The sequence below is a fragment of the Streptomyces sp. NPDC050485 genome, from assembly GCF_044458185.1.
GTDB lineage: Bacteria > Actinomycetota > Actinomycetes > Streptomycetales > Streptomycetaceae > Streptomyces.
In genome coordinates, this window is the sequence record NZ_JBITHR010000008.1 from 337869 (window position 1) to 362961 (window position 25093).

Consider the following 25093-nt stretch of genomic DNA (forward strand, 5'->3'; position numbering starts at 1 on the left):
GCGTGTGGATTTGGCTGGCTGACGACCCGTCGAAGGAGCAGCTCATGGCCAATGTCGTGCGCGCCGCACTGGTTCAGGCGACCTGGACCGGCGACACCGAATCCATGATCGCCAAGCACGAGGAACACGCCCGCGAGGCGGCCCGGCAGGGTGCGAAGATCATCGGTTTCCAGGAGGTCTTCAACGCCCCCTACTTCTGCCAGGTGCAGGAGGCCGAGCACTACCGGTGGGCCGAACCGGTACCGGACGGCCCCACCGTCACCCGGATGAAGGAACTCGCCCGCGAGACCGGCATGGTCATCGTGGTCCCGGTCTTCGAGATCGAGGGCGAGGGCTTCTACTACAACACCGCGGCCGTCATCGACGCCGACGGCTCCTACCTCGGCAAGTACCGCAAGCACCACATCCCCCAGGTCAAGGGCTTCTGGGAGAAGTTCTACTTCAAACCGGGCAACCTCGGCTGGCCGGTCTTCGACACCGCCGTCGGCAAGGTCGGCGTATACATCTGCTACGACCGCCACTTCCCGGAGGGCTGGCGCCAACTCGGCCTCAACGGGGCCCAGTTGGTCTACAACCCCTCCGCCACCTCGCGCGGACTCTCCGGCTACCTCTGGCAGTTGGAGCAGCCCGCCTCCGCCGTCGCCAACGAGTACTTCATCGCCGCCATCAACCGGGTCGGCCGCGAGGAGTACGGTGACAACGACTTCTACGGGACCAGCTACTTCGTGGACCCGCGCGGCCAGTTCGTCGGCGAGGTCGCCAGCGACAAGGAGGAGGAACTCCTCGTCAGGGACCTCGACTTCGGCCTCATCGAGGAAGTGCGCCAGCAGTGGGCGTTCTACCGCGACCGCCGCCCCGACGCCTACGAAGGCCTGGTGAAGCCGTGACCCGCCACCTCCACGACCGCCACCAGGCCGTCCTGCCCGACTGGCTCGCGCTCTACTACCGGCAGCCCATCGAGATCACCCACGGCGAGGGCCGCCACGTCTGGGACGCCGACGGCAACAAGTACCTCGACTTCTTCGGCGGCATCCTCACCACCATGACCGCGCACGCCCTGCCCGAGGTCACCAAGGCCGTCGCCGAGCAGGCCGGCCGGATCATCCACACCTCGACCCTCTACCTCAACCGGCAGATGGTCGAACTGGCCGAGCGCATCGCCCAGTTGTCGGGAATTCCCGACGCCCGGGTCTTCTTCACCACCTCCGGCACCGAGGCCAACGACACCGCCCTGCTGCTCGCCACCGCGTACCGGGGCTCCAGCCAGGTCCTCGCGATGCGCAACAGCTACCACGGCCGCTCCTTCAGCACGGTGGGCATCACCGGCAACCACGCCTGGTCGCCGACCAGCCTGTCACCGCTCCAGACGCTGTACGTGCACGGCGGCGTCCGCGCCCGCGGCCCCTACGCCCACCTCAGCGACAGCCAGTTCATCGAGGCCTGCGTCGCCGACCTCGAAGACCTGCTCGGCCACACCCGCAGCGTGGCCGCGCTGATCGCCGAACCCATCCAGGGCGTGGGCGGTTTCACCTCCCCGCCCGACGGCCTGTACGCCGCGTTCCGCGAGGTCCTCGACCGGCACGGCATCCTGTGGATCACCGACGAGGTGCAGACCGGCTGGGGCCGCACCGGCGACCACTTCTGGGGCTGGCAGGCGCACGCGCAGAGCGGACCGCCGGACCTCCTCACCTTTGCCAAGGGCATCGGCAACGGCATGTCCATCGGCGGCGTGGTCGCCCGCGCCGACGTCATGAACTGCCTGGACAGCAACTCCATTTCGACCTTCGGCGGTTCCCCGGTCACCATGGCCGCCGGCCTCGCCAACCTCACCTACCTCCTCGAACACGACCTCCAGGGCAACGCCCGCCGCGTCGGCGGACTGCTCATCGAGCGGCTGCGCGCGATCGCCGCCCAGCTCCCCGTCGTCCGCGAGGTGCGCGGCCGCGGCCTGATGGCCGGCATCGAACTGGTCAAGCCCGGCACCGACGAGGCCAACCCCGAAGCCGCGGCCGCGGTGCTCGAAGCGGCCCGCGAAGGCGGCCTCCTCATCGGCAAGGGCGGCGGCCACGACACCAGCGTGCTGCGCATCGCCCCACCGCTCACGCTCACCGTCGCGGAGGCGGAGGAAGGCGCGTCCATCCTCGAACGCGCCCTGCACACCGTGTAGTTCAAGCAGTCGTTGTACGCGAGCTCGTACGTGAACTTGTACGTGAACTTGTACGTGTACGAAAGGGAGCTCCACCCATGAGTACCCGCACCCTCATCCGTGGCGGCCTGGTCATCACCGCCGCCGACGAGACGCACGCCGATGTACTGATCGAGGACGGCCGGATCGCTGCCATAGCGGCACACGGCTCGGCCGCCGCGGAGAGCTGGACGGCGGACCGCACCCTCGACGCCACCGACAAGTACGTCATCCCGGGCGGCGTCGACGCCCACACCCACATGGAACTGCCCTTCGGCGGCACGTTCGCCTCCGACACCTTCGAAACCGGCACCCGGGCCGCCGCCTGGGGCGGCACCACCACGATTGTCGACTTCGCCGTCCAGTCGCAGGGCCAGTCCCTGCGGGCCGGGCTGGACGCCTGGTACGCCAAGGCCGACGGCCAGTGCGCCATCGACTACGCCTTCCACATGATCCTCTCCGACGTCAACGAGTCCTCCCTCAAGGAGATGGACCTGCTGGTCGAGGAGGGCATCACCTCCTTCAAGCTCTTCATGGCGTACCCCGGCGTGTTCTACAGCGACGACGGGCAGATCCTGCGCGCGATGCAGCGCTCCGCCGCCAACGGCGGGCTGATCATGATGCACGCCGAGAACGGCATCGCCATCGACGTCCTGGTCGAGCAGGCGCTGGCCCGCGGCGAGACCGACCCGCGCTATCACGGCGAGGTGCGCAAGGCCCTCCTTGAGGCCGAGGCCACCCACCGGGCGATCCAGCTGGCCCGGGTCGCCGGGGCTCCGCTGTACGTCGTGCACGTATCGGCGGAGGAGGCCGTGGCGGAACTCGCGTCCGCCCGGGACAAGGGACTCCCGGTCTTCGGCGAGACCTGCCCGCAGTACCTGTTCCTGTCCACCGACAACCTCGCCGAGCCCGATTTCGAGGGCGCCAAGTACGTCTGCTCAACTCCCTTGCGCCCCAAGGAACATCAGGCGGCGCTCTGGCGCGGGCTGCGTACGAACGACCTTCAGGTGGTGTCCACCGACCACTGCCCGTTCTGCTTCACCGGACAGAAGGAGCTGGGCCGCGGCGACTTCTCCAAGATCCCCAACGGGCTTCCCGGGGTCGAGAACCGCATGGACCTCCTCCACCAGGCGGTCATCGACGGCCACATCACCCGCCGCCGCTGGATCGAGATCGCCTGCGCGAGCCCGGCCCGCATGTTCGGTCTGTACGGCAAGAAGGGCACGATCGCCCCGGGCGCGGACGCCGACGTCGTCATCTACGACCCGCATGCCGAGCAGGTCATCTCCGCCGAGACGCACCACATGAACGTGGACTACTCGGCGTACGAGGGCAGGCGGGTCACCGGCCGGGTGGAGACGGTGCTGTCGCGGGGCGAACTCGTCGTCCACGAGCGCCAGTTCACCGGCCGGGCCGGACACGGCTGCTATGTCCCGCGCGCCACCAGTCAGTACCTCGGCTAGGAGCACCACACCATGGACTTCGGACTCGTCCTGCAGACCGACCCGCCCGCCGCCCAGGTCATCAGCCTCATGAAGCGCGCAGAGCGCAACGGGTTCCGCTACGGCTGGACCTTCGACTCGGCCGTGCTGTGGCAGGAACCCTTCGTCATCTACAGCCAGATCCTGGCGAACACCAAGCGGCTGATCGTCGGCCCGATGGTCACCAATCCGAGCACCCGCACCTGGGAGGTCACCGCCTCCACCTTCGCCACCCTCAACGACATGTACGGCAACCGGACCGTCTGCGGCATCGGGCGCGGCGACAGTGCGATGCGGGTGGCGGGCCGCCACCCCAACACGCTGGCCCGGATCAGCGGCGCGATGAAGGTCATCCGGGACCTGGCGTCGGGAAAGGAGGCGGACCTGGGCGGTGGCACGAAGGTCCGCTTCCCGTGGATCAAACCCGACGCGCACCTCCCGGTCTGGATGGCCGCGTACGGCCCCAAGGCCCTGAAGATGACGGGGGAGGAGGCCGACGGCTTCATCCTCCAACTCGCGGACCCGTATCTGACGGAGTGGATGGTCAAGGCGGTCAGGGACGCGGCCGCGGCAGCCGGCCGCGACCCGGCGGAGGTGACGATCTGCGTCGCCGCCCCCGCCTACCTCACCGACGACGACTCACCGGCCTCCATCGCCCACGCACGTGACCAGTGCCGCTGGTTCGGCGGCATGGTCGGCAACCACGTGGCCGACCTGGTGGGGAAGTACGGCGACTCCTCCGGCGCGGTCCCCGCTGAACTGACCGACTACATCAAGTCCCGCGAGGGCTACGACTACGCCCACCACGGCCGCTCCGGAAACCCCGACACCGCCTTCGTCCCCGACGACATCGTCGACCGCTTCTGCATCATCGGCACTGCCGACCAGCACATCGAAAAACTGAAACGGCTGAAGGCGCTGGGCGTCGACCAGTTCGCGCTTTACGCGATGCACGACGCCCGCGAACGGGTCATCGACGGCTATGGGGGCACTGTGATTCCGGCGCTGCGGGGCTGACGTCGGTGGTCCCGGGGGACTCGACCTGGGCAACCTCACATGTCGCTCGGTGAACCGTTGAGCTCGGCGGTGGTGAAGTCGCGTAGCCAGGCGCGGAAGTCGGGGCCCAGGTCGTCGCGTTCGCAGGCGAGTCGGACGATGGCGCGCAGGTAGTCGCCGCGGTCGCCGGTGTCGTAGCGGCGGCCGGTGAAGACCACGCCGTGGACGGGGCCGCCGTCGTTTTCGCGGTGGGTCAGCTCCTGCAGGGCGTCGGTGAGCTGGATCTCGCCGCCGCGGCCGGGCGGGGTCTTCTTGATGGCTTCGAAGACTGCCGGGTCGAGCACGTACCGGCCGATGATCGCGTAGGCGGAGGGGGCCTCGCCGGGCTCGGGCTTCTCGACCAGGCCGGTGACGCGGACGACGTCCTCGTCGGCGGTGGCCTCGATGGCGGCGCAGCCGTAGAGGTGGATCTGCGCCGGATCGACCTCCATGAGGGCGATGACGCTGCCGCCGAACCGCTCCTGCACCTCGATCATGCGGGACAGCAGAGGGTCGCGCGGGTCGATGAGGTCGTCGCCGAGCAGGACGGCGAAGGGCTGGTCGCCGACATGGGGTTCGGCGCAGAGCACCGCGTGCCCCAGGCCCTTGGGGTCCCGCTGGCGCACGTAGTGCGGGCTGGCCAGTTCGCTGGACTCCCGCACCCGGGCCAGGCGGGCGTCGTCGCCCTTGCGGATGAGGGTCTCTTCGAGCTCGTAATTGCGGTCGAAGTGGTCTTCCAGAGCACGCTTGTTCCGGCCGGTGATCATCAGGACGTCGGTGAGGTTCGCCGCCCGCGCCTCCTCGACCACGTACTGGATGGCCGGCTTGTCAACGATGGGCAGCATCTCCTTGGGCGTGGCCTTCGTCGCCGGCAGGAAGCGGGTGCCGAGGCCGGCCGCCGGGATGACGGCCTTGGTTACGGCGCGGAGGCGGGGGGTGCGTGACGGCATAGCTGTGCGCGTTTCCTTCCGTGTACAGGGGGCCGGTCATTCGCCGAGCGGCAACCGTGGGCCGGTCCGGAGATGCGAGCCGGACCGGCATCAACAGGGGCGCGCCGACGGCAAGGATGGCGGGATACGGCCTTACCTGCGGCGGCGGGGCCCCTCCTCGGGCTCGGTCACCGTGACGGTCACCCTGGCGACCACCCGGTCACCGTGACGACCACCGGACGGGGCGGCCCTGGCCCCGGCGGGAGGGATCCCCGGCCGATGCACTCGTAGCGCGGGGGAACTTCCGGCCGGACGGTCACCCGGAGACGGTGGCGTCCTCATGAGGTCCGGCCGGGGCGGCCTGCGGGGACGCCGGCGATGCGGTCGGCGGCAGCGCGGGACGGGCGTCCGTCTCCTCGGCGGTGCCGCCGGCTGCCGCGCGGCGGCGCGCCACGTAGCCGCCCACGACGAGTACCAGCCCGATGGTCCCGGCGAGCGCGGGCCAGTACACGTAACGGAAGTTGGACTGGGGCGCCGTGGGCAGGTAGGCGAGGATGTACAGGACCGAACTGGCCCCGAGCAGTCGGAGCTCCCGGGAGTAGGGGCCGGCCCACCGGCGGCGCAGTGCGAACACCAGGGAGACCGCCAGCCAGAACCAGCCCTCGAAGAGCATGGGCAGGTCGCGGGCGAAACCGGTCACATAGCTCTGCAGGGTGAACTTCAGCGGCTCGTTGACCGGCGCGTCCTTCAGGGCGTCGAGCTTGGTCACGGAGCCGTCGTAGAACGCCAGGTTGCCCTGGAAGAGCAGCTTGGCGAAGACCCGGCCCCGGTACTCGACGTAGCCCTGCCAGTGCTTGGGCATCTGCTGCGTCCACATCCGGACGAGAACGTCGGCATTGCGGCCGAGCTCCGTGACGCCGAGCGACAGGTCCCTCGGGTAGCAGTTGAAGTACACGTCGGCCGGGATGTTCCGCTTCTGGCACTCGACGGTGGTGGTGACCAGGCGGTCCCGGAAGTCCGCGCTCGCTCCGGCCTGTTCGGCGGCGGCGCGCACCTGGTCCGGGGTGAGCACGTGGGTGAGGTCGTCCAGTGGGATCTGCGCGTACTGGCGGGTGGCCACCGGGCTGGTGGCCTCGGACACACCGACGCTGCCGACGGCGGTGACCGCGAGGAGGACACCGGTGGCGATGAGCCAGCGGCGGCGGCCCGGGGAGCGCCAGACCGCGAGGACCAGCAGGACGAAGACGGGGATCACGGCGGGGAAACCGTTCTTGCGGACCAGGACGGCGTAGGCGAGGAACAGCACCCCCAGCACCAGCAGGGCCCAGCGGGTCCTGGTCCGGTCGGCAGGCAGCTCACGCGCGGTGAGCGCCACCGCGAAGGCCGCGAGCAGCGCGTACGCCATGTGCACGTCCTTCCACACCACTCCCGTGAAGGTCAGGATCTGAGGGGCGAGGCCGACGGCGAGCACCGCGAGGGAAAAACCGCGGCTGCCGGTCTTCTTCCACACCAGCCGGGCGAGGACCCACAGCGACGCCCACAGCACGGCGGTCTGCAGGGCGGCCATGGCCGAGATGGCGCCGGTGGTGTCGATGAGGATCCGCCACAGAAGTGCCAGCACCGGCGGGTGCCAGTCGGTCACCGGCCGGTCCCTCAGCGCCTGCTGCAGTTGGTCGGCGCTGTCCGCGCTCAGGTATCCGGGGTGGAAGACGGTCTCCACCGCGAAGCCGCAGAACGCGGCGATGGCCGCCAGGCACCAAGGCCAGAGCGTGCCGCGCCGCCAGGCGCCGCGCAGTGTCGTGGTCAACCGGCCGACGGTTCCGGGCACTTGAGCGGAGTCCTTTCCAGGGTGGGTGAACACAAGGTTGCGGTAGGCGACGAAGCGCAGCACCGTCGCCGCCGCCCAGCCGACCAGCCGGGCCGCGTTGTCGCTCAGCGGCGAGCCGAGACCGAGCAGTTCGTGGGAGACGAAGACCGGGACGGCGGTCACGGCCATGCCCGCCAGGTTGATGGCCACGAACCAGGTGACCTCACGCCGGTCGGCGGCGCCGCGCCGGTCCCGGTAGGTCCAGTAGCGGTTGCCGAACCAACTCACCACCATCGCGAGCAGGGTGGCCACCGCGGAGGCCAGTACGGGCGCTGCGCCCAGCACTCCGCTGCCGGAGGAGGACGAGCCGAAGATCAGGAGATTGAAGCTCGCGGTCTCCACCACGAACGCGAGAGCGCCGACGACACCGAACGCCGCGACCTCCCGCCAGATCTTGCGCACCCACTTGGGCACGCCTCGGCTCCAGGCCGTCGATTGCAGCATGGCGAGAACGTAAGCATATGGAGGCGTTGTGAACAAATAGCGATACTATCCGCGCATCAAGCCCCCAAGATCCGCTCCAGTGCTGCACATGATGAGGTACCTCCGATGAATCCGGCGATTGCGTGTGTCGTTCCCTGCTACAACGAGGAGGCGGCGATCGGCAAGGTCGTCCGCGACCTGCGCGCGTCACTCCCCGAGGCCGTCATCTACGTGTATGACAACGCCTCAACAGACGACACCGTCGCCGAGGCCCTGAAGGCTGGCGCGGTCGTGCGGCAGGAGCCGCGCAAGGGCAAGGGCAACGTGATCCGCCGCGCCTTCGCCGACATCGAGGCGGACGCGCTCCTCATCATCGACGGAGACGACACCTACGACGCGTCGCGCGCCCGCGAGATGGTCGACCTGCTCTTCGAGGGCCCCTACGACCAGGTGGTCGGTGCCCGCCGGGAGATCGTCGACACCGCCTACCGGGCCGGCCACGCGGTCGGCAACAAGATGCTCACCGGCACCGTGCGCTCGCTGTTCGGCAACGACGTCAGCGACATGCTCAGTGGCTACCGCGTCTTCTCGCGCCGCTACATCAAGTCCTTCCCCGCGCTGTCGCGGGAGTTCGAGACCGAGACCGAGATGACGGTGCACGCCCTGAGCCTGCGCCTGCCGACCGCCGAGATGGAGGTCGACTTCAAGGACCGCCCGGCCGGCAGCGTCAGCAAGCTGCGCACCTACCGCGACGGCTGGCGCATCCTGAAGCTCATCCTGGGCCTCGCCCGCCGCCAGCGCCCCTCGCTGTTCCACTCCGTCATCGCCGGCCTGCTGACCCTCGTCTCGCTCGCCCTGGGGCTGCCGCTGGTCAGCGAGTTCATCAAGACCGGCACCGTGCCGCGCCTCCCCACCGCCGTGCTGGCCGCCGCGATCATGATCATCGCGGTGCTGGTGCTGCTGGTCGGGTACATCCTGGAGTCGTTCATGCACATGCGCCAGGAACAGGCCCGCCTCGCCCACCTCACGTACTCGGCGCCGTCCCGCGGCACGGACTTCGTACCGGAGCTGCTGAAGGACACGGCCGGCGGTTCCTGAACAGGGGCCCGGGGGCTCGCAGAGGAACAACAGCGGCGGGGGGTTGGGGCGCGCGCCCCCGGCGTCGGCCGGTTCGCGGTGTGCGCCATGCACGACGCCCGCGAGGCGGTCGGCGACGCCCATACGCCGGTGGGGCGGTCGGCGACGCCTATGGTCAGCAGATCATCTCCGCCCTACGCTGACCCGCAGCCGATCAACTCCTCTATACGCACGGCCCGTTCGACTCCCACGTCGCCCCCGAACGAATGGCCTGCCCATGACCGACCCCACCGCCATACCCGCCACCGCCGACGGCCCGGACAGCCGGTTCGCCAATGAGGACCTGCGGCCGGTACCGCCCGGGGAGCGCCGCTGGACGACGTACAACTTCGCCGCCCTCTGGGTCGGCATGGCGCACAACATCCCCTCCTGGACGCTCGCTTCCGGTCTGGTCGCCCTCGGCATGGACTGGAAGCAGGCGGTCTTCACCATCGCGCTCGCCAATCTGATCGTTCTGGTCCCGATGCTCCTGACCGGGCATGCGGGCCCCAAGTACGGCATCCCGTTCCCCGTGCTCGCCCGCGCCTCGTTCGGACTGCGCGGCGCCAACCTGCCCGCGATGATCCGCGCCGCCGTCGCCTGCTGCTGGTTCGGGATCCAGACCTGGATCGGCGGGCAGGGCATCTTCGTCCTGCTCGGCAAGATCTTCGGCGGCTGGAGCGAGGTGTCGCACATCGGCGGCGAGCCGTGGACGCTCTGGGTCTGCTTCCTCGTCTTCTGGGCGCTCGAACTCGCCCTCATCTACCGGGGGATGGACACCCTGCGCCGCTTCGAGAACTGGGCGGCGCCCTTCGTCCTGGTCGGCGCGCTGGTCCTGCTCGGCTGGATCGCCCACAAGTCGGGCGGCTTCGGCCCGCTCCTAGACCAGCCCTCCAAGCACGGCTGGGGCCCCGGCTTCTGGCCGGTGTTCTTCCCCTCTCTCATGGGCATGATCGGGTTCTGGGCCACGCTGTCGCTGAACATCCCGGACTTCACCCGCTTCGGCAGGGGCCAGCGGGCCCAGGTCTGGGGCCAGACGCTCGGCCTGCCGACGACCATGACGGCGTTCGCGCTCCTCTCGGTCCTGGTCACCTCCGGTTCCCAGGCGGTGTACGGGACGCCGATCTGGAACCCCGTCGACCTGGTGGCCAAGACCGACAACGTCTTCGGCCTGCTCTTCGCGCTGCTGACCGTCCTGGTCGCCACCATCTCCGTCAACGTGGCGGCGAACGTCGTCTCACCCGCGTACGATCTCGCGAACCTCGCCCCGAAATTCATCAACTTCCGCAGGGGCGCGCTCCTTACGGGCGTGATCGGTGTCGTGATCCTCCCGTGGAAGCTGACCTCCACTCCCGAGCTGTACATCTTCACCTGGCTCGGCGTCGTGGGCGGGCTCCTCGGCACGGTCGCCGGGATCCTCATCGCCGACTACTGGGTGGTGCGCCGCACGGTCCTCGATGTCGCCGACCTGTACCGGCCGGGCGGCCGCTACTGGTACACCGGCGGCTGGAACTGGCGGGCGGTGGCCGCCTTCCTGGCCGGCGGCGTGCTGGCGGTGGGCGGCTCGTACTCCACGCTGGACGCGAAGGGAGCCAAGCTCGGCCCGTTCCCCGCGGACGGCTTGATCCCGTTCCTGAAACCCCTGGCGGACTACGGCTGGGCGGTGGGGCTCGGGTCTGCGCTGGTGCTGTACGTCCTGCTGTCGGCCCGGACGACTTCCGCGTCGCGCGGCGCCGGCCAGCGGTAGCGGAAGGCGGCCGGTGCCCGCGCCTACGGCACGCGCGCCGTCCACTCCTCGGTGCTGAACTTCGTCGCCGCGAGTTCCCGCGCCCGGGTCATCTCCTCGGCCGTGACCCTGCCTTCGGACAGGCCGTACCGGGAACGGAAGGAGGCGATCATCCGCTCGATGACGGCCTCGCGCGGCAGACCGGTCTGGCGCCGCAGCGGGTCGACGCGCTTCTTCGCGCTCTTCGTGCCCTTGTCGGACAGCTTCTCCTTGCCGATGCGCAGCACGTCGAGCATCTTGTCCGCGTCGATGTCGTACGCCATCGTCACGTGGTGCAGCACCGCGCCGTCGTCCGCCACCATCCGCTTCTGCGCCGCGCCCGCGATCTTCCCGGCCTCGGTCGCGATGTCGTTCAGCGGCTGGTACCAGGCCTTGACGCCCATGTCGCCGAGCGCGCCGAGCACCCAGTCGTCCAGGTAGGCGTAGCTGTCCGCGAAGGACAGGCCTTGCACGAGGGCGTCGGGCACGGACAGCGAGTACGTGATCGTGTTGCCCGGCTCGATGAACATGGCGCCGCCCCCGCTGATCCGCCGCACGACCGTGATGCCGTGGCGCTCGGCGCCCGCCGGGTCGACCTCGTTGCGCAGCGACTGGAAGCTGCCGATGACGACGGCGGGGGCGCCCCACTCCCATACGCGCAGGGTGGGCGGACGGCGGCCCGCCGCGACCTCGGCGGTGATGACCTCGTCCAGGGCCATGTGGAGCGCGGGGGACTGCGGGGCCTCGTGGATGAGCTGCCAGTCGTAGTCGTTCCAGTCGGTGGCGTGGGCCAGCGCCCGGCGCACGGCGACCGCGACGCCCTCCGAGGTCAGGCCGTACATGGTGGTGCCGGGCGGCAGCGCCGCGTCGATGCGGGCCGCGAGCCCCGCCGCGTCGGTGTCGGCCGGGGCGCCCTCCAGGGCCCGGTTGATCGCCAGGATCGCCTCGTCGGGCTCCAGGAAGAAGTCGCCCGCGACCGTCACGTCCCGCAGGACTCCGTCGCGGGTGCCCAGATCGACCACGACGAGCTTGCCGCCGGGAACCTTGTATTCGCCGTGCACCGTTTTGCCTCCATCTGCTCCGAGCGGGCTCAACGGTAATCGGACCCGCGGTATTCCGGCCCGGCACCGGTGCGCGGGCCGGGAGGCGCTTCTCGGCCCGTGCGGCCCGTTCACCTCGATGTCCCGTGGTGTTGGCCGGTTCGTCGGGGGAGGCTCGCCGATTGTCAGTGCCGCGTGCTTTGCTGGACGCATGATCGACGAAGGCTTTCTCGCAGGTGGTACGGCAGCGGTCGAAGAGGCGGTCCGCAAGGCGGCCGCCGTCGAGATCATGCCCCGCTTCCGGCAGCTCGCTTCGCACGAGGTGGTCGAGAAGAACGGCCCGCACGACCTCGTCACAGTCGCCGACCGGCTGGCGGAAGAGCATCTGACCGCCGCGCTCACCGCGATACTTCCCGGCTCGGTGGTCGTCGGCGAGGAGGCCGTGCACGCCGACCCGGCGGTGTACGAGGCGCTGCTCGGCGACGCGCCGGTGTGGATCGTCGACCCGGTGGACGGCACCCGCCAGTTCGTGCACGGCGAAGCGGGATTCTGCACCCTGGTCGCCCTCGCCCACCGCGGCGAGCTGCTGGCCTCCTGGACGTACGCGCCGGCCCTTGACGAGATGGCCGTGGCCGTCCGGGGCCGCGGCGCCACCCTCAACGGCGAACCGCTGCACGCCGGTTCACCCGAACCCGGCGCGGTCATCGAGGTCGCCACGTCCCACCCGGACTACACGACACCCGAGCAGAAGCGCGCCTTGCTCGGCCTGCGGGCCGACGGAGTGCTGCCCCGGCCGTGCGGATCGGCCGGTCTCGAATACCTGGCGATAGCCCGCGGCGAGCTGGACGCCCTCGCGTTCTCCTGGGAGTACGCCTGGGACCACGCGGCGGGGCTGCTCCTGGTGACCGAGGCGGGCGGCGCCCAGACCACGATCGCCGGCGAGCCGTTCCGGATCACCGGGGGCAACGCGCTCCCGTTCACCGCGGCCCGCGACGCGGCGACGGCGGAGCTGGTACGGAGGCTGCTCGCGGGGGAGTGAGGCCGAGGCTCACTCAGCCGAGGCTCACTCATGGGGGAGCGGGGCGGGGCCACGGCTCGCCCCGGGCCGGGAGCGGGGCCAGGGGGTGTCCGGTGGGTAAGCGGGTCAGGAGAGCGCTGCCCGCACCTTCCGCACCAAGTCGTCCGCCAGCTCGACCGCCCCGGCGTCCAGCGCACGCAGCGCTGCCGCCGTCCCCTCCGCGAAACCGGCCGGGGCGGCGTCCAGAGCGGCCGCCGAGGCCAGCGCTCCCTTCTCGTTGAGCAGCCAGCGCCGGTGGTGGGCGTGCAGCGACTGGGCAAGAATGCCGAACGCGCGGGACAGACAGAGCGACACATGCAGCGCGTCGCCGAAACCGGCGGACTTCCGGGCGGCCGCCACCGAGAACTCCGCCTCCCAGGCCGCCGCGACCAGCGCCGCGCGCAACGGCTCCGGGTAGACACGAGTCTGTTCCTGAAGATCCGTCAACTCACCCTGTGGATCGGCCAGTACGAGTCCGAGGGCGACCTCCCCCGGATAGGCGGGCGACCAGAAGCCCAGCGGATGGCCGGGCTGGACACCGACCTCGTACCGGCCTGCCAGACAATCGGTCCAGACGCGTTCGACGCGGTCCAGGTCGCGCAGAATCCAGTCGACCGCGACGCCGTCGAGGGTCAGCCAGGCGCCGCCGTTCACCCAGGGGCCCCAGCCGCCCGGTCCGGCCACCTCGACCGGAGCACCGGTGACCTCGGCGGCCAGCCGGGACAGCGCGGGAACGTCCAGGTCACCGCGGTAATAGAGGCCCAGGTCCCAGTCGGAGTCCGGGCGGTGGGTGCCTCGGGCGCGGCTGCCGCCCAGGGCGACGGCCCGCACCCCGGGCACCTCGGTGAGCCGCTCGGCGAGGGCGGCCATACGGTGGCTGAAGGCGGAGTGCGCGGGCGGGTTCACCGGCCGGACGCTACCCCGGGCCGGATTGTCAGTGCACCGGAATATCCTGGGGGTCTTGGCCGACGTGGCGTGAGGAGTCCGAGGTGCCGTCGATGATCGATGCCGTCGTCGTGGGGGCGGGGCCCAATGGACTGACCGCTGCGGTCGAACTGGCCAGGAGGGGCTTGCGCGTTGAGGTCTTCGAGGCCAAGGACACCGTGGGCGGCGGAGCCAGGACCGAGGAGCTCACCCTGCCCGGCTTCCGCCACGACCCGTGCTCCGCGGTCCACCCGCTGGGCATCGGCTCGCCCGCCTTCCGGAACATGCCGCTCGACCGGTACGGGCTGGAGTGGCTGCACCCCGAGCTGCCGATGGCGCACCCCTTCGACGACGGGACGGCCGCCGTGCTGTCCCGCTCGGTCGCCGAGACCGCGGCCTCCTTCGGGCCGCGCGACGCCGGTACGTACCGCCGTCTGCTCGCCCCCTACCACGGCAAGTGGGACGTCCTCGCACGGGACTTCATGTCGCTGCCGCTCACCGCGCTGCCGCGCGACCCCATCGGGCTCGCCCGGTTCGGGACCGTGGGCCTGCCGCCGTACACCTGGCTGATGCGCCGCTTCCGGGACGACCGGGCGCGCGCCCTGATGGCCGGGCTCGTCGCGCATGTCATCGCCCCGCTGGGCGGCCTCGCCACCGGCGGCGTCGGCATGCTCTTCGCGCTGGCCGCGCACGAGAAGGGCTGGCCGCTGCCGCGCGGCGGCTCCCAGTCGATCTCCGACGCCCTCGCCGGATACCTGCGCGACCTGGGCGGCGTGGTCCACACCGGCTTCGAGGTCAAGCGGCTCGACGACCTGCCGCCGGCCCGCGCCTACGTCTTCGACACTTCGCCCACCGCGCTCGCCCGGATCGCGGGCCTGGGCAGGGCGTACGAGCACTACAAATACGGCGCCGCCGTCTTCAAGATCGATTACGCCCTGGACGGGCCCGTTCCGTGGACGGCGAAGGAGGCCAGACTCGCCGGGACCGTCCAGATCGGCCCCTCCAGCCGCGACATCGGCACCGCCCTGAACCAGGCCTCCGGCGGCACCGCCCCCGAGACGCCCTTCCTGATCACCGCCCAGCCCAGCCTGGTCGACCCGTCCCGCGCACCCGAAGGCAAGCAGGTGTTCTGGGCGTACGGACACGTGCCCAACGGGTGGGAGGGCGATCTCACGGACGCCATGGAGCGGCAGATCGAGCGCTTCGCCCCCGGCTTCCGCGACCGTGTCCTCGCCCGGGCGACGGCGGGCCCGCCCCAGCTCGCCGCGCGCAACGCCAACTACGTCGGCGGCGACATCGCCTGCGGCGCGGCCCGCGGCATCCAGCTGCTGCTCCGCCCGAAGATCTCCCTATTCCCGTACGCGACACGGCACCCTTCGGTGTTCCTGTGCTCCTCGGCCACCTGGCCGGGCCCCGGTGTGCACGGAATGTCCGGCCACAACGCGGCGAAGGCCGTGTGGCGGAGCCTGCGCAAGGCCGATCGGCGATGAGCTCGTCCCGGGCGGCCATCGTGCTGGTGCGCGGCGACATCACCGAGCAGTCGGTGGACGTGATCGTCAACGCGGCCAATTCCTCGCTGCTCGGTGGCGGCGGCGTGGACGGCGCGATCCACCGCCGCGGCGGGCCCGCCATCCTTGAGGACTGCCGCAGGCTGCGCGCCTCCCAGTACGGCAAAGGCCTGGCGACCGGCCAGGCGGTCGCCACCACCGCCGGGCGGCTGCACGCGCGGCATGTGATCCACACCGTCGGCCCGGTCTGGCAGGCTTCCGGCGGCGACCCGTCGCTGCTCGCCTCCTGCTATCGGGAGTCCCTCCGTCTGGCTGACGAGTTGGGTGCGCGGACGATCGCGTTCCCAGCGATCTCCACCGGTGCGTACGGGTGGCCGATGGAGGACGCTGCTCGTATCGCGGTGGAGACGGTGCGGGGCGCGGAGACGGCGGTTGAAGAGGTCAGGTTCGTCCTCTTCGACGAGCGGGCCTACGAGGCCTTCGCCAAGCGACTGAGCTGACGGTGCAGGGCGGGCGGCGCCGCGCTCGGGGTGCCCTTGTCAGGGGCGGACGAGGACCTTGAGGGCCTCGCGGTCGTTCATCAGGCGGTAGCCCTCGGCGACGTCGTCCAGGGAGACGGTGCGGTCGAAAACCCGGCCGGGGTGGATCTCGCCATTCAGGATGTGCGGCATGAGCTCGTCCATGTAGGCGCGGGAGGGCGCCACCCCGCCGGTGAGGGTGATGTTGCGCAGGAACTCGGGGAACCCGAAAGGCACTTCTGGGTACTGCGGGGCGCCGACGCGGCTGATGACGCCGCCGTCGCGGACCACACCGGCGGCCTGGACGAGGGCATCCTTGAGACCGACGCACTCCAGCACCCGGTCGGTGCCGAAGCCACCGGTCAGTTCGCGCACGGCGGCGACGCCGTCCTCCCCGCGTCCGGCGACCACGTCGGTGGCGCCGAACTCGCGCCCGAGGTCGGTGGGCTTCGTGCGGCGGCCCATCAGGACGATCCTTTCGGCGCCGAGCAGCTTCGCGGAGATGACCGCGGACAGGCCGACCGCGCCGTCGCCGATGACGGTGACGCTGTCTCCGGCCTTCACCCCGGCGGTGCGGGCGGCGTGGTAGTCGGTGCACAGCACATCGGAGAGGGTGAGCAGATCGGGCAGCAGCTCGGAGTGCTCGCCGACCGGGAGCTTGACCAGGGTGCCGTCCGCCCACGGGATGCGGGCGGCCTCGCCCTGGCCGCCGTCGACGCCGCCGACACCCCAGGGCCCGCCGTGGCGGCAGGAGGTCGTCAGGCCCCGGCGGCAGTTCTCGCACGTACCGTCCGAATAGGTGAACGGGACCACGACCAGGTCGCCGGCCTTGAAGTTCTTCACCTCGGCGCCGGTCTCCTCGACCACGCCGATGAACTCGTGCCCCATGTGGCGGGGGTTGTCGGTGAGCGGCTGGGACTTGTAGGGCCACAGGTCGCTGCCGCACACGCAGCCGACCACGATGCGGATGACCGCGTCGCTGGGCTGCTGGAGACCCGCCCCAGCCTGGCCGTCGTCGAGGCCCTCGGCCGCGCCCTCAAGCTGGACGAGGACGAGCAGAACCACCTGCGCAACCTCGCGATCCGCGCCGCCCACCACGCACCGGTGCCCCCGGCCGCCCCCAGCCGCACGGTGAGCCCCAAGGTCAGACTGCTGCTGGAGAACCTGCGCCCGAGCCCGGCCTACGTCACCAGCCGCACCCTGGACCTGCTCGCCGCCAACCCCGGCGCGCTCGCGCTGTACACCGGCATCGAGAACTGGCCGGTCCGGCAGCGCAACCTCGCCCGCTACCTCTTCCTCCACCCCCAGTCGCGCGACCTCTACGCCGACTGGACCGCCCAGATCCGCGGCTGCGTCGCCCGCCTGCGCGCCCTGGCCGGAACCGACCCCGACGCCCCGGACCTGGCCGGACTCATCGGCGAACTCCTCCTGAAAAGCCCCGACTTCGCCAGACTCTGGGACCGTTACGACGTCGCCCGAGCCGGCCACGCGCAGAAATCGAAGACCTTCCACCACTCCCAGGTCGGCGAGATCACCCTCGCCTTCCAGGGCATGCAACTCGAAGGCACCCCCGGCCACCGCCTGGGCATCTACGTCGCCGAACCCGGCACCCCCGACCACGACGCCATGACCCTCCTCGACATGACCGCCCCCCCCCGAGCCACCACACATCCCGCCACCGGACGGACCCGCACCTAGCCGGTGCTCCGACCACGAAGGTTCAACCGGGTCGTGGCAGGCGGTGCGAGGTTCACGGAAATCCGGTTGGCGCGTTGCCGCGGTGCCTCTACCGTAGCGCGGTGATGACTCAGGTGATCGTTCTCAATGGTGGTTCCAGTTCGGGGAAGTCCGGGATCGTCCGGTGTCTGCAGGCAGTCCTGCCGGATCCGTGGCTGGCCCTTGGGACGGACACGCTGGTTGAGGCGATGCCGGCGTCCATGCGGGCGTCGGATGGCGGGATCGAGTTCGCTCCGGACGGAGAGGTGATCGTCGGGCCGGAGTTCCGCACGCTGGAAGCGGCATGGATCGAGGGGGTCGCCTCGATGGCCCGTGCGGGCGCCCGGGTCATCCTCGATGAGGTCTTCCTCGGCGGAGCGGACTGCCAGCAGCGATGGCAGAAGGCCTTGGGCGAACTGCGGGTGCTGTGGGTCGGCGTCAGGTGTGACGGTGCGGTTGCCGCAGGTCGTGAGGTCGCACGAGGCGATCGGATGACCGGGATGGCCGCATCCCAGGCGGATGTAGTCCACCAGGGCGTGGCGTATGACCTGGAGGTGGACACCGCGCGTGCTGAATCGATGGAGTGCGCACGGGCCATCGCAGTACATGCCAGGTGATCTACGGCCCGGCCGCCCGCGCGCACAGCGCGCCCCCGCTCACGGGAATCCGCTTCGTGCTGTTCGACGGCATCGATGGCACGGCCTACCAGGCGTTTGCCCGCGTCCTCGGCGCGTACGAGCCCCACAGGGCTGCTCGGGGCCGCACTTCGCCCCTGGCCCGGCAAGGTCGATGTCGGATTCTCGCCAGCCGGGGCGGGGGCCCGTGCCCGATGCTTGACCCATGCACCCCGCCGCTCCCGCCCCGATGCACACCGACACCGAGCGTTGCGTACGCGCCGTCCAGTCCAAGGACGCGCGCTTTGACGGCTGGTTCTTCACGGCCGTCCTGACCACCCGCATCTACTGCCGGCCCAGCTGCCCGGTCGTGCCGCCGAAGGTCGAGAACATGACCTTCTACCCGAGCGCGGCCGCCTGCCAGCAGGCCGGATTCCGGGCCTGCAAGCGGTGCCGCCCCGACACCACGCCCGGCTCGCCCGAGTGGAACGCCCGCGCCGACACCGTCGCCCGGGCCATGCGCCTCATCAGGGACGGAGTGGTCGACCGCGACGGCGTCCCCGGCCTCGCGGCCCGCCTCGGCTACAGCGCCCGCCAGATCGAACGCCAACTGCTCGCCGAACTCGGCGCCGGCCCCCTCGCCCTGGCCAGGGCGCAGCGGGCCCAGACCGCACGGCTCCTCATCGAGACGACCCCGCTGCCCATGGCCGAGGTCGCCTTCGCCGCCGGGTTCTCGTCGATCCGCACCTTCAACGACACCGTCCGCGAAGTCTTCGCGCTCGCCCCGACCGAACTGCGCGCCCGCGCCGCCCGGGGCATCGCCCACCAGACGCCCGGCGCGATCACCCTCCGGCTGCCCTTCCGCGCCCCGCTCAACCCCGACAACCTCTTCGGCCACCTCGCCGCGACCGGCGTCCCCGGAGTCGAGGAGTGGCGCGACGGCTCCTTCCGCCGCACGCTGTCGCTTCCGTACGGTCACGGCATCGCCGAGCTCACCCCACAGCCGGAACACATCGGGTGCGTACTGCACCTCACCGATCTGCGCGATCTCACCATCGCCATCAGCCGCTGCCGCTGGATGCTCGACCTCGACGCCGACCCGGTCGCCGTGGACGACCGGCTGCGCACCGATCCGCTGCTCGCTCCGCTGGTCGACAAGGCGCCGGGCCGCCGTGTGCCGCGCACGGTGGACGCCGCCGAATTCGCCGTACGGGCGGTGCTGGGCCAGCAGGTCTCGACGGCCGCCGCCCGCACCCACGCGGCCCGGCTCGTCGTCGCGCACGGCCGGGCGATCGACGACCCGGCGGGCGGGCTCACCCACCTCTTCCCGACCTCCGCCCAACTCGCGGAGATCGACCCGGAGCGGCTCGCCCTGCCGCGCAGCCGCCGCACCACCCTGACCACACTGGTCGCCGAGCTCGCCGACGGAACCCTGAAGCTCGGCCTCGACAGTGACTGGGACCTCGCGCGGACCCAGCTCATGGCGCTGCCCGGCTTCGGCCCCTGGACCGTCGAGGTGATCGCGATGCGGGCGCTCGGCGACCCGGACGCCTTCCTGCCCACCGACCTCGGCATGCGCCGGGCGGCCCAGAACCTCGGACTGCCGTCCACCCCCGCCGCGCTCACCGCGCGCGCCACCGCCTGGCGACCCTGGCGGGCCTACGCGGTGCAGTACCTCTGGGCGACGGAAGACCATGCCATCAACCACCTTCCCGCATAAGGAAGTTCAGTCGTGCACATCACCCACACGGTCATCGGCAGCCCCTACGGCCCGCTCACCCTGGTCGCCACGGACGGCGTCCTGAGCCACCTGTACATGGAGGGCCAGCGCCACCGGCCGCCCGAGGAGACCTTCGGCGAGCCCGACCCGGACGGCCCCTTCCCCGAGGCCGTCCGCCAGCTGGAGGCGTACTTCGCCGGTGAACTCACCGAATTCAAGCTGGACTTGAACCTTCAGGGCACGCCGTTCCAGCAGCGCGTCTGGGCGCAGCTCCAGCAGATCCCGTACGGCGAGACCCGCTCCTACGGCGAGCTCGCCGAGGCCCTCGGCAACCCGAACGCCTCCCGCGCGGTCGGCCTCGCCAACGGCAAGAACCCGGTCGGCATCATCGTGCCCTGCCACCGCGTCATCGGCGCCAACGGCAGCCTCACCGGCTACGGTGGCGGCCTCGACCGCAAGCAGCGGCTGCTGGCGTTCGAGCGGGGGGAGACGGGGGACGCGCTCTTCTAGGCGGAGCGGGTGGGCCTCCGCCTCCGCCGTGCGACGGAGGTGGACCCTGCCTGCGAACGATGCCTGGGCGCATGGGCGTTGACGATGATCGAGGGGTCTTCCAACGCCCCGCCGAACGGAGCCCCACATGCTGGACAGAACTCTGCGCGCCGCTGCCCTCCTCGCCCTCGTGGCCGCCGTCACCGCGCCCGTCGCCGTCGCGGCGCCCGCCCCGTCCTCACCGCCCGGGCCGGAGACCGCCACCGTCTCCTCGCTCAAGGGCGACGCACGCATGGACTACCCCGTCGCGAACCAGGAGGTACGGGTCTCCGTCGACGCCCACTCCACGTACACCGTGGGCAGCATCCCGCAGCGTTCCTGGGGCACCTTCCGCATCTCGCACGCCCAGGACGGCAAGCTCTACTGGGGCGAGTTCCAGGTCGACTGCCTCACCACCGGCGGCCCCACCGCCACCGTCACCGGACGCCTGGTCCGCGCCAGCCCCGGCCACCCCTGGCTCACCATGCTGGACCCGCACACCCGCATGGGCGTGAGCTTCTACGTTCCGCAGACGGGCCAGGCCCGGATCGGGCTCTCCGGAGCCACCAAGAAGGGCGACCCGCTGCTCACCAAGTGCATGGCACCCGCCGCCGACGCGAAGGTGGTCGACGGCGGGTACACCCTGCGCGACCGCAGCAGCTGAGCGATTTGGAGTATTCGGGCTGTGGTGGGCGTCGTCGCAGCGGTTCGCCGGGTGAGGGCTCGGTCGACGGCCGTGTGCAGCGCCTCTGTCGCATGCGGCGGCCTGGAGGGCCGGGTCAGCCTGGTGCCGGATGCTGTCTCGGGTGCGTTTCCAGCGGAACCCGTCCCGACCAGAACCGGGCACACCCACCACCACGGCAGGGCCCGCCGTACCGACGGCGCGAGCCACAATCGCTGCCGGGGCCCCGTCCGGCAATGGAAGCCGGGCCCCGCACCCCGGGTGCGCCGATCGCTCACCCCACCCGATGCCCATTCTCCAACTCCACCGTCCCGCTGCCCTCCAACAGGACGTCCAGCGCGGCGAGCACGCGGCCGTACAGTGCGCCGGACAGGTGGGCGGTGAGTTCTTCGCGCGGTACCAGGCGCCACGAGAGCAGCTCCTCCTCCTGGAGCCGGATCGCCTTGAACTGCTCCTCGTCGAGCACCCCGCCGTCGTAGAGGTAGCCGACGATCGGCGGGCGCGCCGTGCCGTGCGCCCAGTCCACCGCGAGCAGTCGGCCCGGCTCCACGTCGAGGCCGATCTCCTCGAAGGTCTCGCGGCGGGCCGCCTGGCGCGGGGTCTCCTCGGTGTCGGACTCGATGGTGCCGCCGGGCAGCGCCCATCCTTCGCGGTAGTTGGGCTCGACGAGCAGTACCCGGCCCTCGGCGTCGCGGAACAGGGCGGCGGCTCCGGCGAGGACGCGGGGGAGGCCGGCGATGTAGGTGGCGTAGTCGTTGCTGATGTTGTCGGTCACGTGGCCAGGTTAGGGGGCGCGCGGGGGCCGCCGGAGCCGTGGCCAACGCCTGTGCCCGCCCCCGTCAGGCCTCCGGTGTGCCCGAACCGTCCTCGCCCGTACGGGACTTGGCGGCCCGGCGCAGCCGGTGGTGCAGGGCGGGACCCTGCTCGGTGATCGCGTCGCCGACCATCGCCCGTACCGCGTCACCGAGCCCGTGCAGCGCGCCGTGGCGGGAGGGCCCCGCGCCCGGGTCCTCGCGCAGCTCCTTCACCAGCGACCAGCACAGGCCCAGCATCACGAGCACGAAGGGCAGCGCGACCAGGATCGTCGCCGTCTGGAGGGACTTGAGGCCGCCCGCGACGAGCAGCACCGCCGCGACCGCCGCCATCAGCACGCCCCACATCACCACCAGCCACGTCGGCGGGTGCAGGGAGCCGCGACTGGTGAGCGAGCCCATCACGAGCGAGGCCGAGTCCGCGCTGGTGACGAAGTAGGTCATCACCAGGGCCATCGCGATGTACGAGGTGACCGTGCCGATGGGCAGCGCGTCCAGCATCGCGAAGAGCGAGGCCTCGGCGCCGTTCTTCACCGCGCCCGCGAGGTCGGCGGCGCCGGTGGATTCGAGCCGGATCGCCGTGCCGCCCATGACGCAGAACCAGATGACGGTCGCGCCGCTGGGCACCAGCAGCACCCCGATGAGGAACTCGCGGATGGTGCGGCCGCGCGAGATCCGGGCGATGAAGGTGCCGACGAACGGCGCCCAGGACAGCCACCACGCCCAGTAGAAGATCGTCCAGGCGCCCAGCCACGCGCGGTCGGTGAACGCGCCGGTGCGGCTGGCCATGGGGAGCAGATCGTGCAGATAGCCGCCGATGGAGGCCGGGACGGTGTCGAGGATGTAGACGGTGGGGCCGAGCAGGAAGACGAAGGCCATCAGGAGCGCGGCGAGCACGATGTTGATGGTGGACAGCCACTTCACCCCCTTGTGCAGACCCGAGAACGCGGAGAGCACGAAGGCCGCCGAGAGCGAGGCGATGATGACGAGTTGTGTCGTCTGCGAATTGGTTACGTTCGAGGTGATGTCGAGGCCCTCGGCGACCTGGAGGGCGCCCAGGCCCAGGCTGGTCGCGGTGCCGAAGACGGTCGCGAAGACCGCGAGCAGGTCGATGCACCTGCCGGGCCAGCCGGCCGCCCGCGGCTCGCCCATGAGCGGCACGAACGCCGAGGAGAGCCGGTTGCCGCGTCCCTTGCGGAACCCCGCGTAGGCCAGCGCCAGCCCCGCGATGCCGTAGATCGCCCAGGGGGTGAGCGTCCAGTGGAAGAACGAGTACTCCAGCGCGGTGCGCGCCGCGTCGCCCGTGCCGCTCCTGGCGCCGCCCGGAGGAGGGGTCAGAAAGTGGGTGAGCGGCTCGCCGACTCCGTAGAACATCAGGCCGATGCCCATGCCGGCGCTGAACATCATCGCGATCCAGGCCAGGTTGGTGAACTCCGGCTCGGCATCGTCGGCGCCCAGCCTGATCCGCCCGTACCGGCTGATCGCGAGGACCACGCACAGCACGAGGAAGGTGTCGGCGGCGACCACGAAGAGCCAGGCGAAGTTGTCGAGCACCCAGGCGAGCGCCGTCGATGAGGCGCTGTCGAAGGAGCTCTTGCCCAGCGCCGCCCAGGCGACCACGGCCGCCACGGCGACCACACCGATGGCGATGACGGCGCGGTCGGGGGAGGGGTCGGATGCCGGGGCGGGGCCGCCCGGCGGTGGGCCCGAGGCGGAATGATCGATCGAATCGCTCCTCATGGCGCCCCACTATGGTGTGGAATGTATGCATTTTGTGGGGTGGCGCGCCGTCCGTGGGACCTGTCAGCTATGGGCAGGCGTGCGCCGGGCGGATAGGGTCTGAAGCGGCGCGACTGCCTGTTCGAAAGCAAGGGATAGCAAGGTGACGGACGGCGCAGTTTTGGAGACCGCCCGCGTACTCGTAGCGGCGGACAAGTTCAAGGGCTCACTCACGGCCGTACAGGTCGCGGAGCGGGTGACGGCCGGGCTGCGGCGGGTCGTCCCGGATCTGCGGGTGGAGACCCTGCCGGTCGCCGACGGCGGCGACGGCACGGTGGCGGCCGCGGTGGCGGCCGGATTCGAGCGATGCGAGGCGCGGGTCACCGGGCCGCTCGGCACCCCGGTGACCGCCGCCTACGCGGTACGCGACGGTGTCGCCGTGGTCGAGATGGCGGAGGCCTCCGGGCTCCAGCACCTTCCCGAGGGCGTCTTCGCGGCGCTCACCGCCACCACGTACGGCTCCGGGGAGCTGCTGCTCGCCGCGCTCGACGCGGGCGCGGCGACCATCGTGTTCGGCGTCGGCGGCAGCGCGACGACGGACGGCGGCGCGGGCATGCTGGCCGCGCTGGGTGCCCGTTTCCTGGACGCCTCGGGCGAGCCCGTCGGTCCCGGCGGCGGTGCGCTCGCCGGCCTCGCGACGGCCGACTTCTCGGGTCTCGACCCGCGCTTCGAGGGCGTGGAGCTCGTGCTCGCCAGCGATGTCGACAACCCGCTGACCGGCCCGAAGGGTGCCCCCGCGGTCTACGGCCCGCAGAAGGGTGCCACGCCCGAGGACGTGGCGACCCTGGACGCGGCCCTGGCCCACTACGCCAAGGTCCTCGAAGGCGCGCTCGGTGCGAAGGCCGCCGAGGCGGCGCTCGCCCCGGGCGCCGGCGCGGCAGGCGGCATCGGCTACGGCGCGCTGGTCGCGCTGGACGCCGCCTTCCGGCCCGGCATCGAGGTCATGCTCGACGTGCTCGGCTTCGCGCCCGCGCTGGCCCGGGCCACCCTGGTGATCACCGGCGAAGGCTCGCTCGACGAGCAGACCCTGCACGGCAAGGCGCCGGCGGGCGTCGCCGCCGCGGCGCGCGCGGCCGGCATCGAGGTCGTCGCGGTATGCGGCCGCCTCGCCCTCCAGCCGAAGCAGCTCGGCGACGCGGGCATCCGCCGCGCCTACCCGCTGACCGATCTGGAACCGGACCCGGCCCGGTGCATCGCCAACGCGGGCCCGCTCCTGGAGCGCGTCGCCCAGAACATCGCGCAGGACTTCCTGCGGTAGCACCTCGCACGACAAACGGCACGGCCCCCGGCGTGAGTGATCGGATGCTGTTGGTTAATCCGGGGGTTCGCGTGACGTCGGCCTTCAGGACCTGGTTGTGGTCTTGAAGGCCGACGTTGTCGTATGGGGTGTGGGT

The 25093-nt window shown here is 71.1% G+C and carries 22 protein-coding genes; 15 read left to right on the forward strand and 7 right to left on the reverse strand.

The annotated features are described in order from the left end of the window. The first annotated feature begins 44 nt into the window (after positions 1–44). The 4 genes from ACIBK6_RS19410 to ACIBK6_RS19425 all read left to right on the forward strand — a co-directional run bounded on the left by ACIBK6_RS19410 (position 45) and on the right by ACIBK6_RS19425 (position 4683). Entirely contained in the window at positions 45–887 is an 843-nt protein-coding gene (locus ACIBK6_RS19410) for a nitrilase-related carbon-nitrogen hydrolase (protein ID WP_399052486.1), read from the forward strand. Continuing rightward, positions 884–2167, forward strand: a complete 1284-nt coding sequence (locus tag ACIBK6_RS19415) for an aspartate aminotransferase family protein (RefSeq protein WP_399052487.1) — start codon at positions 884–886, stop codon at positions 2165–2167. Before ACIBK6_RS19410 ends, ACIBK6_RS19415 begins: the two co-directional genes overlap by 4 nt. 77 nt (positions 2168–2244) lie before the next feature. After that, a complete protein-coding gene (gene hydA, locus ACIBK6_RS19420; protein WP_399052488.1) occupies positions 2245–3648 on the forward strand; it encodes a dihydropyrimidinase in 1404 nt (467 codons plus the stop codon). 12 nt (positions 3649–3660) lie between these two features. After that, positions 3661–4683 (forward strand): TIGR03842 family LLM class F420-dependent oxidoreductase, encoded by a 1023-nt coding sequence (locus ACIBK6_RS19425; RefSeq protein ID WP_399052489.1) that lies wholly within the window; start codon positions 3661–3663, stop codon positions 4681–4683. 35 nt (positions 4684–4718) lie between these two features. On the opposite strand, the gene galU is transcribed toward ACIBK6_RS19425, so the two are convergent. After that, positions 4719–5651, reverse strand: coding sequence for a UTP--glucose-1-phosphate uridylyltransferase GalU (gene galU, locus ACIBK6_RS19430; protein ID WP_399052490.1), 933 nt, complete (start codon positions 5649–5651; stop codon positions 4719–4721). 295 nt (positions 5652–5946) lie between these two features. Further along, the gene (locus ACIBK6_RS19435; protein ID WP_399052491.1) at positions 5947–7941 is read right to left on the reverse strand and encodes a GtrA family protein; all 1995 of its coding nucleotides are present in this window, start codon (positions 7939–7941) and stop codon (positions 5947–5949) included. Positions 7942–8046: 105 nt separating this feature from the next. On the opposite strand from ACIBK6_RS19435, the gene ACIBK6_RS19440 reads away from it, so the two are divergent. Further along, positions 8047–9018: a glycosyltransferase family 2 protein gene (locus ACIBK6_RS19440; RefSeq protein ID WP_399052492.1), complete on the forward strand. Its 972-nt coding sequence runs from the start codon at positions 8047–8049 to the stop codon at positions 9016–9018. Between the two features lie 256 nt (positions 9019–9274). Beyond that, entirely contained in the window at positions 9275–10783 is a 1509-nt protein-coding gene (locus ACIBK6_RS19445; RefSeq protein WP_399052493.1) for an NCS1 family nucleobase:cation symporter-1, read from the forward strand. Between the two features lie 23 nt (positions 10784–10806). On the opposite strand, the gene ACIBK6_RS19450 is transcribed toward ACIBK6_RS19445, so the two are convergent. After that, positions 10807–11862, reverse strand: a complete 1056-nt coding sequence (locus ACIBK6_RS19450; protein WP_399052494.1) for a biotin/lipoate A/B protein ligase family protein — start codon at positions 11860–11862, stop codon at positions 10807–10809. Between the two features lie 190 nt (positions 11863–12052). Between ACIBK6_RS19450 and ACIBK6_RS19455 the strand changes: the two genes are divergently transcribed. Then, positions 12053–12880 carry an inositol monophosphatase family protein gene (locus ACIBK6_RS19455; RefSeq protein ID WP_399052495.1) on the forward strand — a complete coding sequence of 276 codons (828 nt, stop codon included), beginning with the start codon at positions 12053–12055 and terminating at the stop codon, positions 12878–12880. Between the two features lie 105 nt (positions 12881–12985). Here the strand turns inward: ACIBK6_RS19455 and ACIBK6_RS19460 are convergent, their stop codons facing one another. Continuing rightward, positions 12986–13768 carry a nucleotidyltransferase domain-containing protein gene (locus tag ACIBK6_RS19460; protein ID WP_399052513.1) on the reverse strand — a complete coding sequence of 261 codons (783 nt, stop codon included), beginning with the start codon at positions 13766–13768 and terminating at the stop codon, positions 12986–12988. A gap of 119 nt (positions 13769–13887) precedes the next feature. On the opposite strand from ACIBK6_RS19460, the gene ACIBK6_RS19465 reads away from it, so the two are divergent. Next, positions 13888–15312, forward strand: coding sequence for a phytoene desaturase family protein (locus ACIBK6_RS19465; RefSeq protein WP_399052496.1), 1425 nt, complete (start codon positions 13888–13890; stop codon positions 15310–15312). Then, positions 15309–15830 carry an O-acetyl-ADP-ribose deacetylase gene (locus ACIBK6_RS19470; protein WP_399052497.1) on the forward strand — a complete coding sequence of 174 codons (522 nt, stop codon included), beginning with the start codon at positions 15309–15311 and terminating at the stop codon, positions 15828–15830. The genes ACIBK6_RS19465 and ACIBK6_RS19470 overlap by 4 nt, the downstream gene beginning before the upstream one ends. A gap of 39 nt (positions 15831–15869) precedes the next feature. On the opposite strand, the gene ACIBK6_RS19475 is transcribed toward ACIBK6_RS19470, so the two are convergent. Next, complete coding sequence (locus ACIBK6_RS19475; RefSeq protein WP_399052498.1) at positions 15870–16913, reverse strand: alcohol dehydrogenase catalytic domain-containing protein; 1044 nt, start codon at positions 16911–16913, stop codon at positions 15870–15872. A gap of 39 nt (positions 16914–16952) precedes the next feature. Between ACIBK6_RS19475 and ACIBK6_RS19480 the strand changes: the two genes are divergently transcribed. The 5 genes from ACIBK6_RS19480 (at position 16953) to ACIBK6_RS19500 (ending at position 21090) form a co-directional block, all read left to right on the forward strand. Further along, complete coding sequence (locus tag ACIBK6_RS19480) at positions 16953–17546, forward strand: hypothetical protein (protein ID WP_399052499.1); 594 nt, start codon at positions 16953–16955, stop codon at positions 17544–17546. A 104-nt stretch (positions 17547–17650) separates the two neighbouring features. Beyond that, positions 17651–18181: a chloramphenicol phosphotransferase CPT gene (gene cpt / locus ACIBK6_RS19485; protein WP_399052514.1), complete on the forward strand. Its 531-nt coding sequence runs from the start codon at positions 17651–17653 to the stop codon at positions 18179–18181. Positions 18182–18428: 247 nt separating this feature from the next. Continuing rightward, a complete protein-coding gene (locus ACIBK6_RS19490) occupies positions 18429–19898 on the forward strand; it encodes an AlkA N-terminal domain-containing protein (protein WP_399052515.1) in 1470 nt (489 codons plus the stop codon). A gap of 12 nt (positions 19899–19910) precedes the next feature. Further along, positions 19911–20408 carry a methylated-DNA--[protein]-cysteine S-methyltransferase gene (locus ACIBK6_RS19495; RefSeq protein WP_399052500.1) on the forward strand — a complete coding sequence of 166 codons (498 nt, stop codon included), beginning with the start codon at positions 19911–19913 and terminating at the stop codon, positions 20406–20408. A 127-nt stretch (positions 20409–20535) separates the two neighbouring features. Further along, positions 20536–21090 (forward strand): hypothetical protein, encoded by a 555-nt coding sequence (locus ACIBK6_RS19500; RefSeq protein WP_399052501.1) that lies wholly within the window; start codon positions 20536–20538, stop codon positions 21088–21090. A gap of 292 nt (positions 21091–21382) precedes the next feature. Here the strand turns inward: ACIBK6_RS19500 and ACIBK6_RS19505 are convergent, their stop codons facing one another. Continuing rightward, positions 21383–21883 (reverse strand): NUDIX domain-containing protein, encoded by a 501-nt coding sequence (locus tag ACIBK6_RS19505; protein WP_399052502.1) that lies wholly within the window; start codon positions 21881–21883, stop codon positions 21383–21385. A 64-nt stretch (positions 21884–21947) separates the two neighbouring features. Then, positions 21948–23660: a BCCT family transporter gene (locus ACIBK6_RS19510; protein ID WP_399052503.1), complete on the reverse strand. Its 1713-nt coding sequence runs from the start codon at positions 23658–23660 to the stop codon at positions 21948–21950. Between the two features lie 142 nt (positions 23661–23802). On the opposite strand from ACIBK6_RS19510, the gene ACIBK6_RS19515 reads away from it, so the two are divergent. Further along, complete coding sequence (locus ACIBK6_RS19515) at positions 23803–24957, forward strand: glycerate kinase (protein ID WP_399052504.1); 1155 nt, start codon at positions 23803–23805, stop codon at positions 24955–24957. Positions 24958–25093: the final 136 nt, after the last annotated feature.

Excerpts from the sequence above, each read along its gene's own strand:
- hydA (WP_399052488.1), top strand. The coding sequence starts at position 2,245 with ATGAGTACCCGCACCCTCATCCGTGGCGGCCTGGTCATCACCGCCGCC.
- ACIBK6_RS19490 (WP_399052515.1), top strand. The coding sequence starts at position 18,429 with ATGCACACCGACACCGAGCGTTGCGTACGCGCCGTCCAGTCCAAGGAC.
- ACIBK6_RS19410 (WP_399052486.1), top strand. The coding sequence starts at position 45 with ATGGCCAATGTCGTGCGCGCCGCACTGGTTCAGGCGACCTGGACCGGC.
- ACIBK6_RS19435 (WP_399052491.1), bottom strand. The coding sequence starts at position 7,941 with ATGCTGCAATCGACGGCCTGGAGCCGAGGCGTGCCCAAGTGGGTGCGC.
- ACIBK6_RS19425 (WP_399052489.1), top strand. The coding sequence starts at position 3,661 with ATGGACTTCGGACTCGTCCTGCAGACCGACCCGCCCGCCGCCCAGGTC.
- cpt (WP_399052514.1), top strand. The coding sequence starts at position 17,651 with ATGACTCAGGTGATCGTTCTCAATGGTGGTTCCAGTTCGGGGAAGTCC.
- ACIBK6_RS19510 (WP_399052503.1), bottom strand. The coding sequence starts at position 23,660 with ATGAGGAGCGATTCGATCGATCATTCCGCCTCGGGCCCACCGCCGGGC.
- ACIBK6_RS19445 (WP_399052493.1), top strand. The coding sequence starts at position 9,275 with ATGACCGACCCCACCGCCATACCCGCCACCGCCGACGGCCCGGACAGC.
- ACIBK6_RS19470 (WP_399052497.1), top strand. The coding sequence starts at position 15,309 with ATGAGCTCGTCCCGGGCGGCCATCGTGCTGGTGCGCGGCGACATCACC.
- ACIBK6_RS19500 (WP_399052501.1), top strand. The coding sequence starts at position 20,536 with ATGCTGGACAGAACTCTGCGCGCCGCTGCCCTCCTCGCCCTCGTGGCC.
- ACIBK6_RS19455 (WP_399052495.1), top strand. The coding sequence starts at position 12,053 with ATGATCGACGAAGGCTTTCTCGCAGGTGGTACGGCAGCGGTCGAAGAG.
- galU (WP_399052490.1), bottom strand. The coding sequence starts at position 5,651 with ATGCCGTCACGCACCCCCCGCCTCCGCGCCGTAACCAAGGCCGTCATC.
- ACIBK6_RS19440 (WP_399052492.1), top strand. The coding sequence starts at position 8,047 with ATGAATCCGGCGATTGCGTGTGTCGTTCCCTGCTACAACGAGGAGGCG.
- ACIBK6_RS19460 (WP_399052513.1), bottom strand. The coding sequence starts at position 13,768 with ATGGCCGCCCTCGCCGAGCGGCTCACCGAGGTGCCCGGGGTGCGGGCC.